The 13703-nt window shown below is 66.8% G+C and carries 15 protein-coding genes and 2 pseudogenes; 10 read left to right on the forward strand and 7 right to left on the reverse strand.

What is annotated here, in order from left to right; translation table 11 throughout:
* The first annotated feature begins 387 nt into the window (after positions 1-387).
* From ACFVJ3_RS43110 to ACFVJ3_RS43120, 3 genes are all read left to right on the forward strand, one after another.
* Positions 388-2385: a cutinase family protein gene (locus ACFVJ3_RS43110; RefSeq protein ID WP_378457892.1), complete on the forward strand. Its 1998-nt coding sequence runs from the start codon at positions 388-390 to the stop codon at positions 2383-2385.
* Complete coding sequence (locus ACFVJ3_RS43115) at positions 2382-2642, forward strand: hypothetical protein (RefSeq protein ID WP_378457893.1); 261 nt, start codon at positions 2382-2384, stop codon at positions 2640-2642. Before ACFVJ3_RS43110 ends, ACFVJ3_RS43115 begins: the two co-directional genes overlap by 4 nt.
* Before the next feature lie 515 nt (positions 2643-3157).
* Complete coding sequence (locus ACFVJ3_RS43120; protein WP_378457894.1) at positions 3158-3646, forward strand: hypothetical protein; 489 nt, start codon at positions 3158-3160, stop codon at positions 3644-3646.
* A gap of 350 nt (positions 3647-3996) precedes the next feature.
* On the opposite strand, the gene ACFVJ3_RS43125 is transcribed toward ACFVJ3_RS43120, so the two are convergent.
* A complete protein-coding gene (locus ACFVJ3_RS43125) occupies positions 3997-4329 on the reverse strand; it encodes a hypothetical protein (RefSeq protein ID WP_378457895.1) in 333 nt (110 codons plus the stop codon).
* A gap of 269 nt (positions 4330-4598) precedes the next feature.
* Here ACFVJ3_RS43125 and ACFVJ3_RS43130 point away from each other — a divergent pair, with 269 nt between their 5' ends.
* Both ACFVJ3_RS43130 and ACFVJ3_RS43135 read left to right on the forward strand, forming a co-directional pair.
* Positions 4599-4748, forward strand: a complete 150-nt coding sequence (locus tag ACFVJ3_RS43130; protein ID WP_378457896.1) for a hypothetical protein — start codon at positions 4599-4601, stop codon at positions 4746-4748.
* Positions 4730-5077, forward strand: a complete 348-nt coding sequence (locus ACFVJ3_RS43135) for an Lsr2 family protein (RefSeq protein WP_378457897.1) — start codon at positions 4730-4732, stop codon at positions 5075-5077. The genes ACFVJ3_RS43130 and ACFVJ3_RS43135 overlap by 19 nt, the downstream gene beginning before the upstream one ends.
* Before the next feature lie 323 nt (positions 5078-5400).
* Here the strand turns inward: ACFVJ3_RS43135 and ACFVJ3_RS43140 are convergent, their stop codons facing one another.
* Complete coding sequence (locus ACFVJ3_RS43140) at positions 5401-6372, reverse strand: DNA ligase (protein ID WP_378457898.1); 972 nt, start codon at positions 6370-6372, stop codon at positions 5401-5403.
* Between the two features lie 160 nt (positions 6373-6532).
* Between ACFVJ3_RS43140 and ACFVJ3_RS43145 the strand changes: the two genes are divergently transcribed.
* Positions 6533-6802, forward strand: coding sequence for a hypothetical protein (locus ACFVJ3_RS43145; protein WP_378457899.1), 270 nt, complete (start codon positions 6533-6535; stop codon positions 6800-6802).
* Positions 6799-7124, forward strand: a pseudogene (locus ACFVJ3_RS43150) (hypothetical protein). The gene ACFVJ3_RS43145 and the pseudogene ACFVJ3_RS43150 overlap by 4 nt, the downstream one beginning before the upstream one ends.
* A gap of 292 nt (positions 7125-7416) precedes the next feature.
* Here ACFVJ3_RS43150 and mihF read toward each other — a convergent pair.
* A complete protein-coding gene (gene mihF / locus ACFVJ3_RS43155) occupies positions 7417-7728 on the reverse strand; it encodes an integration host factor, actinobacterial type (protein WP_378457900.1) in 312 nt (103 codons plus the stop codon).
* A 156-nt stretch (positions 7729-7884) separates the two neighbouring features.
* On the opposite strand from mihF, the gene ACFVJ3_RS43160 reads away from it, so the two are divergent.
* Together ACFVJ3_RS43160 and ACFVJ3_RS43165 are read left to right on the forward strand one after the other, a co-directional pair.
* Complete coding sequence (locus ACFVJ3_RS43160) at positions 7885-8205, forward strand: hypothetical protein (protein WP_378457901.1); 321 nt, start codon at positions 7885-7887, stop codon at positions 8203-8205.
* A 1163-nt stretch (positions 8206-9368) separates the two neighbouring features.
* Positions 9369-9614, forward strand: coding sequence for a helix-turn-helix transcriptional regulator (locus ACFVJ3_RS43165; RefSeq protein WP_378457902.1), 246 nt, complete (start codon positions 9369-9371; stop codon positions 9612-9614).
* 427 nt (positions 9615-10041) lie between these two features.
* On the opposite strand, the gene ACFVJ3_RS43170 is transcribed toward ACFVJ3_RS43165, so the two are convergent.
* From ACFVJ3_RS43170 to ACFVJ3_RS43180, 3 genes are all read right to left on the reverse strand, one after another.
* A complete protein-coding gene (locus ACFVJ3_RS43170; RefSeq protein WP_378457903.1) occupies positions 10042-10620 on the reverse strand; it encodes a hypothetical protein in 579 nt (192 codons plus the stop codon).
* 255 nt (positions 10621-10875) lie between these two features.
* Entirely contained in the window at positions 10876-11118 is a 243-nt protein-coding gene (locus ACFVJ3_RS43175; RefSeq protein ID WP_378457904.1) for a hypothetical protein, read from the reverse strand.
* Positions 11119-11174: 56 nt separating this feature from the next.
* Positions 11175-11501: a hypothetical protein gene (locus ACFVJ3_RS43180; protein WP_378457905.1), complete on the reverse strand. Its 327-nt coding sequence runs from the start codon at positions 11499-11501 to the stop codon at positions 11175-11177.
* Between the two features lie 421 nt (positions 11502-11922).
* Between ACFVJ3_RS43180 and ACFVJ3_RS43185 the strand changes: the two are divergent.
* Positions 11923-12517 (forward strand): annotated as a pseudogene (locus ACFVJ3_RS43185) (HNH endonuclease family protein); the annotation flags it as partial.
* Positions 12518-12635: 118 nt separating this feature from the next.
* Here ACFVJ3_RS43185 and ACFVJ3_RS43190 read toward each other — a convergent pair.
* Entirely contained in the window at positions 12636-13178 is a 543-nt protein-coding gene (locus ACFVJ3_RS43190) for a helicase associated domain-containing protein (RefSeq protein ID WP_378457924.1), read from the reverse strand.
* Between the last annotated feature and the right edge of the window lie 525 nt (positions 13179-13703).

Raw genomic sequence — 13703 nt, forward strand, 5'->3', positions numbered from 1 at the left:
GCCGTCCCCACGCCCACCCAACGACGGGCCTTCGAACTCCTCGACACCACCATCCCCCACACGGTCAGGTAGCCAGAACAACCACAACCGAAAACAACGAACCCCCAGCTCAACCGGGGGTTCGCTCGTTCTCATAGCAGTAACTTCGGGCTAGCGGTTCTCGCACCGCTACGGGAGTGCGCGGCGGTGGCCGGGTGGCGGGCGACCCTCGAATGAGGGCTGGGCAGAGGAAGTTATCCCCATACCCCGTTGAAATCGGCAGCCGGATTCGGGCACCGTATGCACCTCACCCCGACCGGCGTGTATTCCTCGGAGGCTGCGCGTGGCATCCCGGAACCCGCACCGACGGGGGAGTGTCCGAGCCCGCCTGCGACAGATGAGGTGCCCATGCCCACAAGACATTCGAGAGCCCGCAGCCTGGTCGCTCTCGTTGCGTGCGCGACCGTCGCTGGCGGTGGCGTCGCAGTAACCACCCCCGCGATCGCCCACGCCGACACCACCGGCTGTGCGGCAACGTTCAACCTGCTCATCCCCGGAACCTGGGAAACCGATGAGACCGCCGACCCCACCCATCCTGTCGGGATCCTCACACCGGTCGCCGACGCCATCACCGCCGCCCACGGTGACCGGGCGAAGGTCTACACCCTCCCGTACATGGCCCGAGCATTCGACAACGGCCACACCTACGCCGACAGCAAACTCGACGCCCTCACCAACGCCACGGCGGTGCTCACCGACGTGGCGAACACGTGCACGAACACGAAGTTCACGATCACCGGCTACTCCCAGGGCGCCGACGCCGCAGGCGATCTCGCCTCTCGGATCGGCAACGACCACGGGCCCGTACCGGCCGACCGTGTCCTGGCCGTCGGCCTGCTCGCCGACCCCGGCGCCGGCACCCCAGGTGCGGCGATCGTCGGTCCTCGCACCTCCGGACAAGGTATCGCTGATCCACGCCCCCAGGGCATGGGAAAACTCTCCGGCCGGGTCGCCTCGATCTGCGATCCCGGGGACCTGTACTGCTCGATCCGCAAGGGCGACAACCCACTACTGGGCTCGCTCGGGTCGATCCTGTCCAAGACCTCCAGCACGAACGGCAACACCAGCAACACCGGCGACACCGACGGAAACGGCAACGCTCAGCTGGCCACCGCGCTGACCTCAGACTTTTCTGCGGCCGACTTGTCGGGACTGGGCGCGAATGTTGCCGCACTCGGACAGCAATTCGCCGAGCCGAACGTCAATGTCGGAAGCGTTGCGGCGACGGCAAAGTCCATCGCCACCACACTCGCCCCGATGGCCGATCTGATCGACTCCGGGACCGCGCACGCCGCCACCCGGCAGCTCGCCACCGCACCGGCGGACAGCCCCGAATACAGTGCCTCCGAGGTGCTGTCCAAGGCCGGGGCATCCGATCTGTCCGCTGCACTGAACACGGTGACGACGATCGCCGACACCGCACGGAAACTCGCCGATTCGGGGACCACGACCGTCGCCGCCACATCCGCGGACGCGGCGCAGCTGTCGACCGCGGCCACCACCCTCGGCGGCCAGGTAGCCCCGCTAACATCGACTCCCGCCGATGCACTGTCGGCGGCCTCGACTGTGCTGTCGGTACTGAAACCGGCCACGGTGGTCGATCAGATTCTCAATGTCGCGACCGGGGTGACCGCGCTCGACGTCCCGGGAATCCTGAACAACCTCACGGTGCTGCCGCAGAAGGTCGCCGCCCTCGACGCCCACGGAGCACACCAGGTTGCCGGGGAGCTGAACAACCAGTTCTCGCCGTTGGTGAAGATGGCCGCGGCCGTGGATCTGCGCTGGGTCTCCCAGGTGCTCTCGGTCATCCCGGACCCCACCGGCTACACCCAGATCGCCGCCCTCGTCGCGTCGATCCTGGGAGACGTCGACGTCATCCGGCTGGCCACCCTGATCGGGCGGATCCAAGAAATCGCCTGGACTGCGGTGGAGAAACTGCTGCCGCCCCCCGGACAGGCACCTGACCCGCTCGGCGCCGGGGCGGCGATGGTCGGCCTGCTGCCCGTCGGCCTCGACCTGGCCTCGGTGGCGGTGAACATGCTCTCCGGCAAAGCCTCCAAGACCCCACCGGAACTACTCGGCAAACCGTCGACCGCGGCCACCACCATCAGCGCCCAGTCGCAGAACCTCGACCTGCCGGCGCTGACCGGCTCGCTGACGACCATGGCCCAGTCACAGGGCGCCGAGGACCTGACCGCCCTGGTCGGCGAAGGCCTGAAGGCCGCGAGCTTCTTCACCTCCGGCGCCCACACCAACTACAACGCCCTCGTCGTCGACAACGCCGGCCGTAACGCCATCAGCTGGCTGTCCGACTGGCTGAATATTCAGATCGGACGTGCAATATGACCTCCCGCGCCCACAACCCGGCCGCCCGCTGGACCTTCTGCCACCTGTGTCATCACCGCGGCTATCACAGCCGCGCGGACGCCAAAGCGGTCCGCAAACGACATCCCGGTGAGAAGGGACTCGCCGTCTTCCTCTGCCCGCACACCCCGGGGCTGTTCCACATCGGGCACCGCCCAGAAGCGCTGAGCAGCGGGCAGATCGATCGGGAACGGCTGCGCAACCAGGCGGTCCGCACCGCGGAAGGTCACCAGCGATGACCGCCCCGCCATCGTCCTGTCCGACTCACCAGAACTGACTGGGGCGGTGCCCGCGCCATCGCCGCCGTCGGTGCAGTGAGGCTCCCGTCTGAACGCCGAATAGCCGTGCCTGAACTGGTCATTGAGGTCGGTTCGGGGGTGGTTTACCGTGGAGGGTGCGGGCCGTATCCCGTCGGGTCGAGACTTTGGCATCCGGGATACGACTCGTCCGGGGTTACCCGAGGTGGCCGATCGGGATGTCGGAGAGGTCGACGCACCGGCCAGCGAATCGAGGTACCCGAGTTCTATCCTCGCCGGATGCGGTAGGCGGTAGGCGGTAGGCGGTTGACCATGACCGGGGGCGTCGCATGTGTGCGGTCCGCGCCACCAGATTCGTCGGACAGATGCGGTTTCAGGCAAGCGGACAGGCGGGTGTGGTGGACTGGAAAGAGGTGGTATCCGGGCCCCGAGCTGGAAGGTCGCCGATGCGCGCTCTAGCGGTTCACCGTTCCTCCGCCGTGGGGGCCGTGGCGTCCGTGGCCATCTCAACCCTCCTGCTCGGCTCGCCCGCGGCAGCGATCCCGCTTCCACCGCCGGTCCCGGTCGCATCGACCACGGCGTTTGCGGTCCCGGTGACGTTCCGTTCGGGGTGCGGCGTGGGATTCCGGTGTTACGTGCCGACGCTGGCGGTCATCACGCCATCGGCGACGGCGCAGGCGCCCGGGATGGTGACGTTCACAACTGGGCCGCCGTCGACCATCTTCATCACGTGGATCGACTGCATCGACGTGACGGTGAACTGGAGAAACCAGACCACCGGCGAGATCGGCACGACCGAGATCCGCCGCGTGCCGCCCGATTACAGCCGGGCCCAGGCACCGGACGAAGGGTGCCGGTATATCCCTGCGACGGTGTCCACCGGCGGCGGCATCGTCACCGCGACCGCCGACGTCGTGGCATCCGCCCAGCGTTCGGGTGATCACGTCCCCGTCAGCTCCGGGCTCGGCGTCTTACCGGTCCCCTAGACAGCACCGGGCTGGCCGAGGATCCCCCAAGTAGGGCAGGCGGCGGCGGACGCCTGGGCGACGCCCAGTCGGTTCGCGCCTGGCGCGGGCGAACTCCCCGTGCCACCAGTGCGGACTTGTCACGGGTGGGGGCTTGGCCGGTAGCCCTGATCCGCCAGCCATCGGCGTCGGTGAAACTCGTCCGGGGCGTGGGCGAGCACGTCTCTGAACCGGCCGAACGCGGTGGCTGTCCCGGGTGTACGACCAAGTCTGCTGGAGCACGCTCATCCAGCCGCGGTGCCCGGCAAGTTGGTGTCCATCAACATAATTCACTGTGTCAAGGCGAATCCGCTCGGATTCGGGCAGGGGTGTTACCGAGAAGATTCCGGCCGATGCGCGAGACGTGTCTCCCACTCGGCAACCGATTCGGATGTGTTTGCGTGTCGTTCCGACGATGCCAGAGGGGGATGGGCGTCGATCGCGGAATCCACTAGAGCGTGGGCGACGGTCAGCACACTGAGATGGTGACGGCGCGCGACTTGGAGCAGTTCATCGGATGCCTCGGTGTGGCCGCAACGGCGTAGTGCGATGAGGATGCCCTCCGCCAGCGCCAGCGTTTCTCCTGCGTCCACCGGGTGGTCGGCACCCACCCGAGCACGTCCGATGCTCTCGTTGTGTTCGGGCACCGTCGACATGGGCGTCATCTCCGCGTTGTGGCTTCACTTCGTCGACCCGCAAATTGGGCCTGCGACTCCCATGAGGCGTACCCGAGCACGGGGGCATTCACACACGGGAGGATCGGGCGTGCTTCTTCCGGGACCTGCCGAACGTCCGCCGCCGGCGGTGCCGCACACCATTCATGGTCGCGGTATCGGTCATCGACGCCATGACTCTCCTCCTCTCCGAGCGTCAGGGAACCCGGACACTCGCGAGAATGTGTTGTGGAGCGCTCCACGCCGTGTCCTGTGTGGCAATGACCCGGGACGAACCCTCGCTGGCGCAGAAGTGGGCAGTCCTCGTCGTCCCGGCTGATCCGGCGATGACTTTCCGGTACTTCCAGTACGGTCATCTGGTCCGTACCGAAGGTCTCGAGGAGTGGAATCTGTGGCACGCAAGGTCGTAGTTGAGCTGACCGACGATATCGACGGCACCATGTTTGGTGAGGACGGCGAGACCATCAGCTACGCCGTCGACGGCGTCGAATACCAGATCGACCTGAAGGACGAGCACGCCAAGGAACTCCGCGAGACCTTCGAGTACTACATCGCCCACTCCACCCGGCTCGGCGGCCGCAAACACCGCGCGGACCGGCAGGTCAACCCCGCGGCCGCGAAGCGCCCATCAGGCGAAACGAAGAAGATCCGCGCCTGGGCGATCGAGCAGGGCTACGAGCTCTCCTCCCGTGGCCGCCTCCCCACCGAGGTCGAGCAGGCCTTCCACGACGCCCACTGACGGGCTCACCCGCTCGGTCGGTGCGCCGCGGCACGCTGGCCGCGGTCTCCGGCGGTGACGACGAGAGCGGCGCCACACTGTAGTCGTGTCGTCGCCGGAATACTGCCAGCCGGGTCGTCGTTTGAAGAGTTTGACGGTGGCGCGCATACCCCAGGTACCACACCAGAAAAGTCGCCGCGAGCGACCACTTGCCGAGGGGACGAGAGGCGATATGGCGTCACCGTCACCCCGGACCGGGTAAGACCTACAGTGCGTAGCGTTCCCGGACGGGACGAGGAGCCGCCGACACCTGGGGAAGGTGGCGGCGGCTTTCCTCTGATCCTCTACAGGTCCTCGACCCGCACCGACCGCGGATCGACACCGAATCGCCGGCCCTTCAGGCTGGGATGGCGGAGCCCGCCGGGCGCGTACTCCCGATAATTCACATCGACCACCGTGACCGCATCCAGCCACCGGACACTGGACTGACCCTCCAAGTCTGGTGACGGCTCCCCGGCCGGGCTGGTGGGCCGTTCGAGCGCCCGGAACTCCTCCCGCAACTGGCGGCGCATTCCGGTCGTCAGCCCACTGCTGACATGTCCCACTGCTTGCAGACGGCCCTCGGAGTCGTAGGCGCCGAGTATCAGCGCGGCCACGGACCGGCTGCTGCCGACATATCCGATCGCGAGCAGCGACGAGGTCGCGCGGATGACTGTTTTCACCCAGGCTCGACTGCGTTGTCCCGGAAGGTAAATCGAGCTCGACCGCTTCGCGAGTATCCCCTCCATGCCCGCGGATCGGGCAGCGTTGAGCATGACCTTTCCGCTCTGGCCTTCCCAGAATGGTGGCACGGTGACCGGCAGACCGCCGACGTCCCGAATAATTGAGTCCAGCTCGGCCAACACCGCTCGCCGATCCAGATACGACGCCCGCATCAGGTCGGCGCCGTCCCGGACCAAAACGTCAAAAGGGAGAAACGTCACCGGTATTCGGCGTTGCAGCGGCTTCGTGGCCCGGGCTACACCCATCCGGCGCTGAAGCAGCCCGAAGCTCGGTGTGCCTCGATCGAGAACGACGAGTTCGCCGTCGAGGACGACACGGCCGCCGCCACCGAACGCAGCGGACAATGCCTCGCCGATCTCCGGGTACGAGGTGGTCACGACGTTCATGTTGCGGGTCCACAGCACCGGCTCGAGGCCGCCGCCCACCGACCCCAGGACCCGGCATCCGTCGTACTTCATTTCGAAACTCCACCGGCGGTCGTCGTCTGGGGGTGCACCGGCGGTGGCCAACATCGGCGCGATCAGCCCACTCATGGGCCGATTGTGCACTCATTTCCGCAGCTCCGGCGACCTTTCCCGGTTCTCGCATGCCTGAGTGCGGCTCGATCCCGGCCTGCTCGGCCGCCCGGCGGCATGACACCCTGACCCACGAGAGATCACACGCCGCCGACCGCCGGAAGGACCCGCGCCACCCATGACCACCTGGACCCTCTGGCTCGGCGCCGCACTGGTCGTCGGCGGCTCGACCGCCCAGATCACCCATCGGGCCTCCGTGGCCCGCGCCCTGTGGGCGCTGGCCGTGCTCGCCTTCGCGGCCGCGGCCGCCTCGGCGGTGACCGCGACCACGTTCTCGCTGCCACTGCTGTTGACTGTCATGGTCGCGATCGCGGCGACCGTCGCCCTGACCGTGATCACCCGGAAACCGAAGAAGAAGTCCGCGGCCGCGAGAAGGAGCGCGGAATGATCACCGCGGTCTGCGTGATGGTACTCGGTGCACTGCTCGGGGGATCGGACCTGGCCGACCGGCGGCGCACCCGCCTATCGGAGCGGGCGCGGATCGCCGAGATCGCGGCCGGTCTCGACAGGTTCCAGGGGCGGTGCTCGAGGACCTCGCCGAGGCACGTCAGGCGTTCCTGGACCGAGATCGCAGGCAAGGGAGCGAGGAGGCCGGGGCGTTCGCCGCGGCCCGGCACGCCGCCACGAAGATCGGTATCCCCGACGAGGCGGCGGTGTACCGCCTGGCCGACCAGATCATCGCCGAACGGGACCAGCAACCGCTGCGATAAGCCCACACGCAGCGGATCGGCCCCTGGAGAGTCGGACGGGGCATCAGTATCGGTCAGGTTTTCGCGCGCTCCCGGAGAACACACAAACGCGCTCCCGGAGAACACACAAAAGAGAAACAGGCCGCCACCCACGCCTACCAATCCGCGGAATTCCGCGGATCAGGACCGGGAACGGAATCCCGGTCTGGGCAGTGAGTGGCGACCTGTTGCTCGTCGTGATCGTCACAGTAGATCGTCGCACCGACAGAAAGCGTCGAAACGCAGGTGTCGGGGGCCGACCACCGCGAGCAAGTCAGACGATGATGCCCAGCAGTGCGTGACGCTGATTCGTCCCGAGACCGCCGATTCTCCGGGTCTCGGCGATCGACAGCTCCTCCAGGATCTGCGCCGCTCTCACCGGACCGACACCGGGAAGCGCCCTCACCAGAGCCGAAACCTTGGTCTTCTTCGCAACCTCATCGGTTTCCGCCTTCGCGAGCACATCGGAGACCGTGAGCTCACCAGCCTTGACCGCGGAGAGAAGCTCCCCGCGTGCCTTCCTGGCCACAGCGGCCTTCTCCAATGCCTCTGCACGCTGCTCGGGCGTCAGAACGGGCAATGCCATAAGAGGGCTCCTTACGATTCTGACCGGCCCAGATCAGCCGGCCTCGGATGGGATCGCGCCATTCACGTAGGCGCCGACGTAGGGCAACGCCAGCGGCCGGCGCTTCCCTCGCCGACCGCTGGCGGTGCGATCAAGGGTAACACTAGAGTCGAATATGTGTTCGAACGATGGAGGGCTGTGTACGACCCGAAACCGTGGCGGGAAGTGCGCCCACCGCGGCCGGTGACCATCGACGTCTCTGCCGCAATGGCTCACCACGGTGGCCGCGCCGCGAACGATCTGCCCCTTCGAGTCCGCGCCGAGGGACTTGACCTCGACGTCCGAGTCCCGGGGATGCTCCATGCCTGGGCGCGCACCTCCCGCGGGGAATGGCTCGCCTCGTGCACCTTCGCCATCCCCACCGGCAACAAGTTGGGGAGTCTCGAGGTCACGCACTGGTGCCCCGCAGCGGCCGTCACCGCCGCCGACCAGGACTGACCCATCCACTGCGTTCCTACCGCCCGGCGGTGGTCATTGCGTGAGGTACCCGTGACCCGATCTGCTGCACTCGGATCCGAAATCAGCCGCCTCCTGGCCCGACTCGACATCGACGGCGGCGCAGCAAATATGGCAGGTACGATCCACTCGATGACCCCGACTGGCGTTCGGACGCGCTCGCTCATCGAGTCCACAGCCACGCGGAGGCGCAGTCGGGCGTGACTTGGGGCGCGAGATGCGTGCCATCTCCTCGTCCGGGAGATCGGGCACCCTCGGAAAGGGTGCTGCCCGGATCCGCCTGACCCCGCGACGTAATTGTCCCGGGCGGTCATTAGCGCCGATTTTCACTCAGCGAGTCCACCCTCATTCGCTGGGTCTGATCATTCGAATTCGTAGCGGACCGTGCGTGCACCGAGCCATGGGACTGGGACGTTGGGTAGGTCGGCTTGGCGTGGCGGGCGAGCAGGTGCGCTGGGTATTCGCTGACTGGTCGATGACCTCAGTCAACCGTGCCCCGGTCGCGGAGATCACCAAACCAGCGCCCGCGTGTCGCCAGCTCGGCGGCCGAGCGTCCCAGAATCCTTAATGACAGGAGAGTAGTTCGTGACGGCATGAGGGTGTCCTCCTTGAAAGGCCCCGCCAGCAATCGTTCGCCATGGCCAGCAGGGATTCGCTTTGCCAGTCAGCGAGATGCCCTCATCACGTTCGTGCCGTGATCACCCGCCCCACAGCGAAACGCCTACCAGGCAACGCATTCAATCCCTCACGATGCCACGAGTGCCTCCCGAGCGACACGAAGTTCAGGCAGTTAGCGCTCCGCGAAAATCGGCGTTAGACTGATGGTGTTCTGGTGAACATCCCCCCAATTTTGTTTCCAGAACATCCCCTGTGGCCCGGCATCACCCCCCGATGCCGGGCCACACCCCTGCGGTAACGGCGACGAAAACATCCGCCCCGCGAGCGTGATTCGGCCGTATGGACCGCTACCGGATCCCTGAACGCGTGCGTGGGCATTACAGCGCGCCGTTGTAGAGTCATGCCGAGGAAAGTCCCGCACCTCCTGACGTCGTATCGCAGCCCGTCTGCCGGTCGACCCCCCGGGGCGGCGGCAACCGGACTACCCGCCGCATCGACGGGCGATGAACAGGAAGGACCCTCACTAGATGGCCAACCCGCATCGTCTGACCACCGATCAGGTCATCGAACTGATCAAGGAGGAAACCGGTACCGAGCTGTCGGTCTCGACGTTCCGCGGGTACGTCTCCCGCGGGCAAGCGCCGGCGCCGGTGGAAAAGATCGGCCGCACCCCGTTGTGGAAGCGCTCGGAAATCGTTGAGTGGGCGAACAACAGGCCGGGCCAGGGCGCGCGCACCGACATCCGTAAACCGCGCCGGCGCCGCGCCGAGTGAGCACCTTCCCTTCCTGCGACGTCGGAGACCTGGACTTTGATGCGCGCGAGGTTCGCCCACACCTGAAGGCCGGGCAGCACGACGCCAGCGGAACCTTGCGCGGGGGGAGTGGTGGTGTGCACAAGCGGAGGTGGCACATGCTCTATGTACATCCGGGCGCCGAGATGGCGTTACTGCCGCACGGGTAGGTCAAGAGTGCTTCCGCGGCTCCACGGGTCGGCCGTTCGTCGTGGGCGCCCGAACGAGCGGTACGGCGGCCGGCGCTCGAATTGCATCACCGTGACGAAAGTGGCGAGAGTTGGCGCGCGTGGGGATCATCTGGTGAAAGCCATTGGGGCAGATGGGAGGTTCTCAAAGGATTGGCGGCGGACGCTCGTCACAGGGTGTGGTGCACGAACGTGTCGTCGACATCTGACATGATGCAATCCTAGCTAGGATAGCTAGCATAATGGCCCCGGCTCGGGCTGTTCCGATAACCGGGAATCGTCACCAGCGGCTGATCATCCCCTCGCCGAGCGCACTCGGACACTGTCATCGACGGGCATCGGACCCGAAGCGGTGGGGAAGGGGCTGGGACCGCATTCATCTGGAGTCCGACCTGAGGCCAGCTGGTGGTGACGGTCATTGATCCGGTGGTCGGGTAGGTGCCGATCCAGTACTGCGGCGTGGTTCGGTACGGCCCGGATCCCTCCGAGCCGGAGTCGGGGACCGGGTGGAACGGATCGGCGAGCCCGCCCAGGTCGTCGGCGAGGATGCGCGCGGCCAGATAGGACCACTGCGCCGACCAGTCGTGGGGGTCGGTCAGGGGGCGGGTTTCGTAGCGCGCGAAGTCGGCGCGGACACCAGTGACGCACAGCGCGAAGCGCAGCAGAAGCCCGGAGGCGAACGCGGTCGCGGCGGACAGTTCGAGGGTGAGGTCTTTCTGGGCCACGATCGGCATGCCCGCGTGCACGGTGATTCCCCTGGTGGTGGGCGGCGCGAGGGCCGGCCAACGATGGCGGCGCATGCTTCATCGTCGCATCACTCGGGCCCGCGGTGTCTGTGAATTTCTTGAGAGTCCCTCCCGGCCAGAATGATTCGAGTGCGGACCTACAGCCCGGTAATCGAGCGTCGGGGTGCCAACCCGACCGAAACTGTGCTGTCGCCGAGCAGGGGCATGTCTGCTCGGGGTCCGCAGCGGCGTGGGCGAACCACGGACGGGTGGTGACATCACGCCACCACCGGAACCCCACCTGCCACGGGACCGGGCGCGCTGGCAGTGTCAGAGGGCGGCGGTGATCAGACCGGCAATGCCCGCCACCGCGACGAGCGCGAGAAGGGCCAGCGGGAAGGACCCGAGGGCGGTGCACACGAAGGTGGTGGTCAGCAGCGCCAGGCCGATGGTCACGGCGATACCCGCTTCCCAGGACTCGAGGAGCGCCGCGTCGGTCGCCGTCGGGTCGCCGCGACCGGTGTCGAGGGTGGTACGGGTGGCGGACAGGTGCGGGCCGGGGACGATGGTCACGGGTGGTGCGGATCCTTCCACGAGTCGAGGACAGTCGGTGGGGGCTGGTGCACGCGTCATAGGTACTCCAGCACCGGAAAGAGCGCGATCGCGGACACGGTGATCCCCGCGACTCCGGCGACGACTCCGAGCAACGCCCGCAACGATGCCGACTCATCGTCCTCCACGCCGGACCGGTAGGTGGCGAAAGCGCCACACACCACGGCGGTCACACCCAGGACGAACCCGAGCCCAACCACCCAGAACGACGCGATCGACAACGACCCCAGGACGATCGACACGGTGGGCAGCCGCGATCCTCCGCGCGGCCTCCGCCGGCGTTCGCGCCCGGAGGAACACCCGCCGCTGGTGAGATCTGATGGGCGCGAGGTAGCGGCGGTCATGATCCTCCTCCCGTTGCGTGGCCGGTCGTCGGTGGTGCGAAGCCGGCCGTGCCAACCGATCACCTGTCAACCACTGGCCCGACCCGGCAGCAAGAACGCTGCACCTGTGACCAGTGACTGTGGCTGGGCCCAGCAGTTTCTCGCGGGACCCTGCCACCGATGACAGAGAATTTAGCACTCTCCATGGTGGAGTGCTAACGATTTGTGTGGTCGGCATGGCGACACCGGGCCGGGATCAGGCATCGAAGTGTGCGTCGAGTTCCCGCCGGAGAACGCGCCCACGCCGTTGTCGGAGGCACCCGCAATACTTATTCCCACCAGTCCCACAGGTAACAGGAGAACAGACACATGCGTCATCGCCCCCGGGCCGCGTTCCTCGCTCTCGCTGCGGTATCCGCCCTCGGTCTGACCGGGTGCTCGGCCATCGCCGATGCCGACCCCGGTATTCGATGCGGCGCCGGCGTTGGCGAAGCTCGACACCCTCGCGGTGAAGGGCCGTGCCCCGAAGACCGGCTACACACGAGAACAGTTCGGCCCGTCGTGGTCCGACGACAACGGCGTCGAGGGCGGCCACAACGGGTGCGACACCCGCAACGACATCCTGCGCCGCGACCTGGTCGACCTGACCTACAAGACCAGTACGCGGGACTGTGTAGTGGCGACCGGCACCCTGCACGACACCTACACCGGCACCACCATCGCGTTCGTCCGCGGCCAGGACACCTCCACCGCGGTGCAGATACCACGTCGTCGCCCTGTCCGATGCGTGGCAGAAGGGCGCCCAGCAGCTCAGCCCGGAGCAGCGCCGCGACCTGGCCAACGACCCGCGGAACCTGCAGGCCGTCGACGGGCCCACGAATTCGAAGAAGTCCGATTCCGATGCCGCGTCGTGGTTGCCGCCGAACAAGGCATACCGGTGCACCTACGTCTCGCGGCAGATCGACGTCAAAGCGCTCTACCGGTTGTGGGTGACCCAGGCCGAGAAGGACGCGATGAGCCAGGTCCTGCACTCCTGCTAACCACACCCACCCCTGGGTTCGGCCGCGGGGGCAGTGGTGGACACCATCGCTGCCCCCGGCATGAGACAAGACTCATCCGACTGCGGGAACGAATGTGCAGCTGCCGGATTCGCGCTCAGCTCCGCGCTTGAGCCGCAGGCCGCCGGGCGCGGCGATGGGCTCCCGCTCCGGTGTGCTGTGCCGAGGTTCGCGGCCCCCGCGGCCGTTTACCGGGGGAGACCCCGAGAGCGGCGAGCGGACGACGCTCCTCGTCGGGCAATGCGCCGGCCCGCCATTTTTTGATCGCCCGATACAGCCACTGGCCTACCTGTTCGCCGTCGGCGGTGACATAGTTCGCGGGCACCAGCGCGTTGCCGTGCTCTTCGCGGTACGCAGCGATTTCGGTGAGCATCCGCCGCCGCTTGCTGTCGGCCGGTGACACGGCGGGAACTGGGACATCGTCATCACCGCTCCACACGAATCCGATCGCATCGAGTTGCGCAATGCGCTGGGGCGGCAGGGTGCCGAGCATGCGGGCAACCCGCTGGCGTTCTTGCCAGCGTCCCAGCCGGAAACCGCCTTCGGCGACGTAGTCGACGGGCATCACGCTTCGGGGATGACGGCGACGAAACGCGGAGTAGAGCTGCAGAGGTGAGGCCGAGGACCGGTTTGCTTGCATCGAGATCGCATCCTTGGCAGGGCCGTCAAGCGTCGTCCGGATAGTCATCACTTCAAGTATGTCAACTGGTTTGACGATCTGTCACCAAAGTCGAGCCGTGGTGGATCGAGAATTCTGCGAATTGAACGAACCTGCGGAACTCGCAGCTTCCCCGCACGAGCAGGCGCGCTCGACGGCGGTCGGCAACGATCGCAGGATCTGTGCTCGCGTGCGCCCCCCAGCAGGGCGGGCTGTGCCATCCTTGGGGCACAGTGTCGAAGTCGGGGGACAACATGACTGTTCATATATTGGTGCGTTCCACAGGTAGGCGTGGATGGGCGGTTCGATGCGATCTGTGCGAGCAGACCTTCGCCGCTGCTGTCGCCGGCCGGCCTGAGGCGGTCGCCGTCGCCGAGACGAACGGGTAGATCGTCGGCGAACGCACGTGGTGCCCGATGTGCGCGGCGGCCCACAACTCCTGCCGCACAGTATGACTCGCCGGTGCAGCTGTACCCCGAGACTGCGGTGCGGGTGTCGGGCTGTGAG

This window comes from Rhodococcus sp. NPDC127593, assembly GCF_042671975.1.
GTDB lineage: Bacteria > Actinomycetota > Actinomycetes > Mycobacteriales > Mycobacteriaceae > Rhodococcus_F.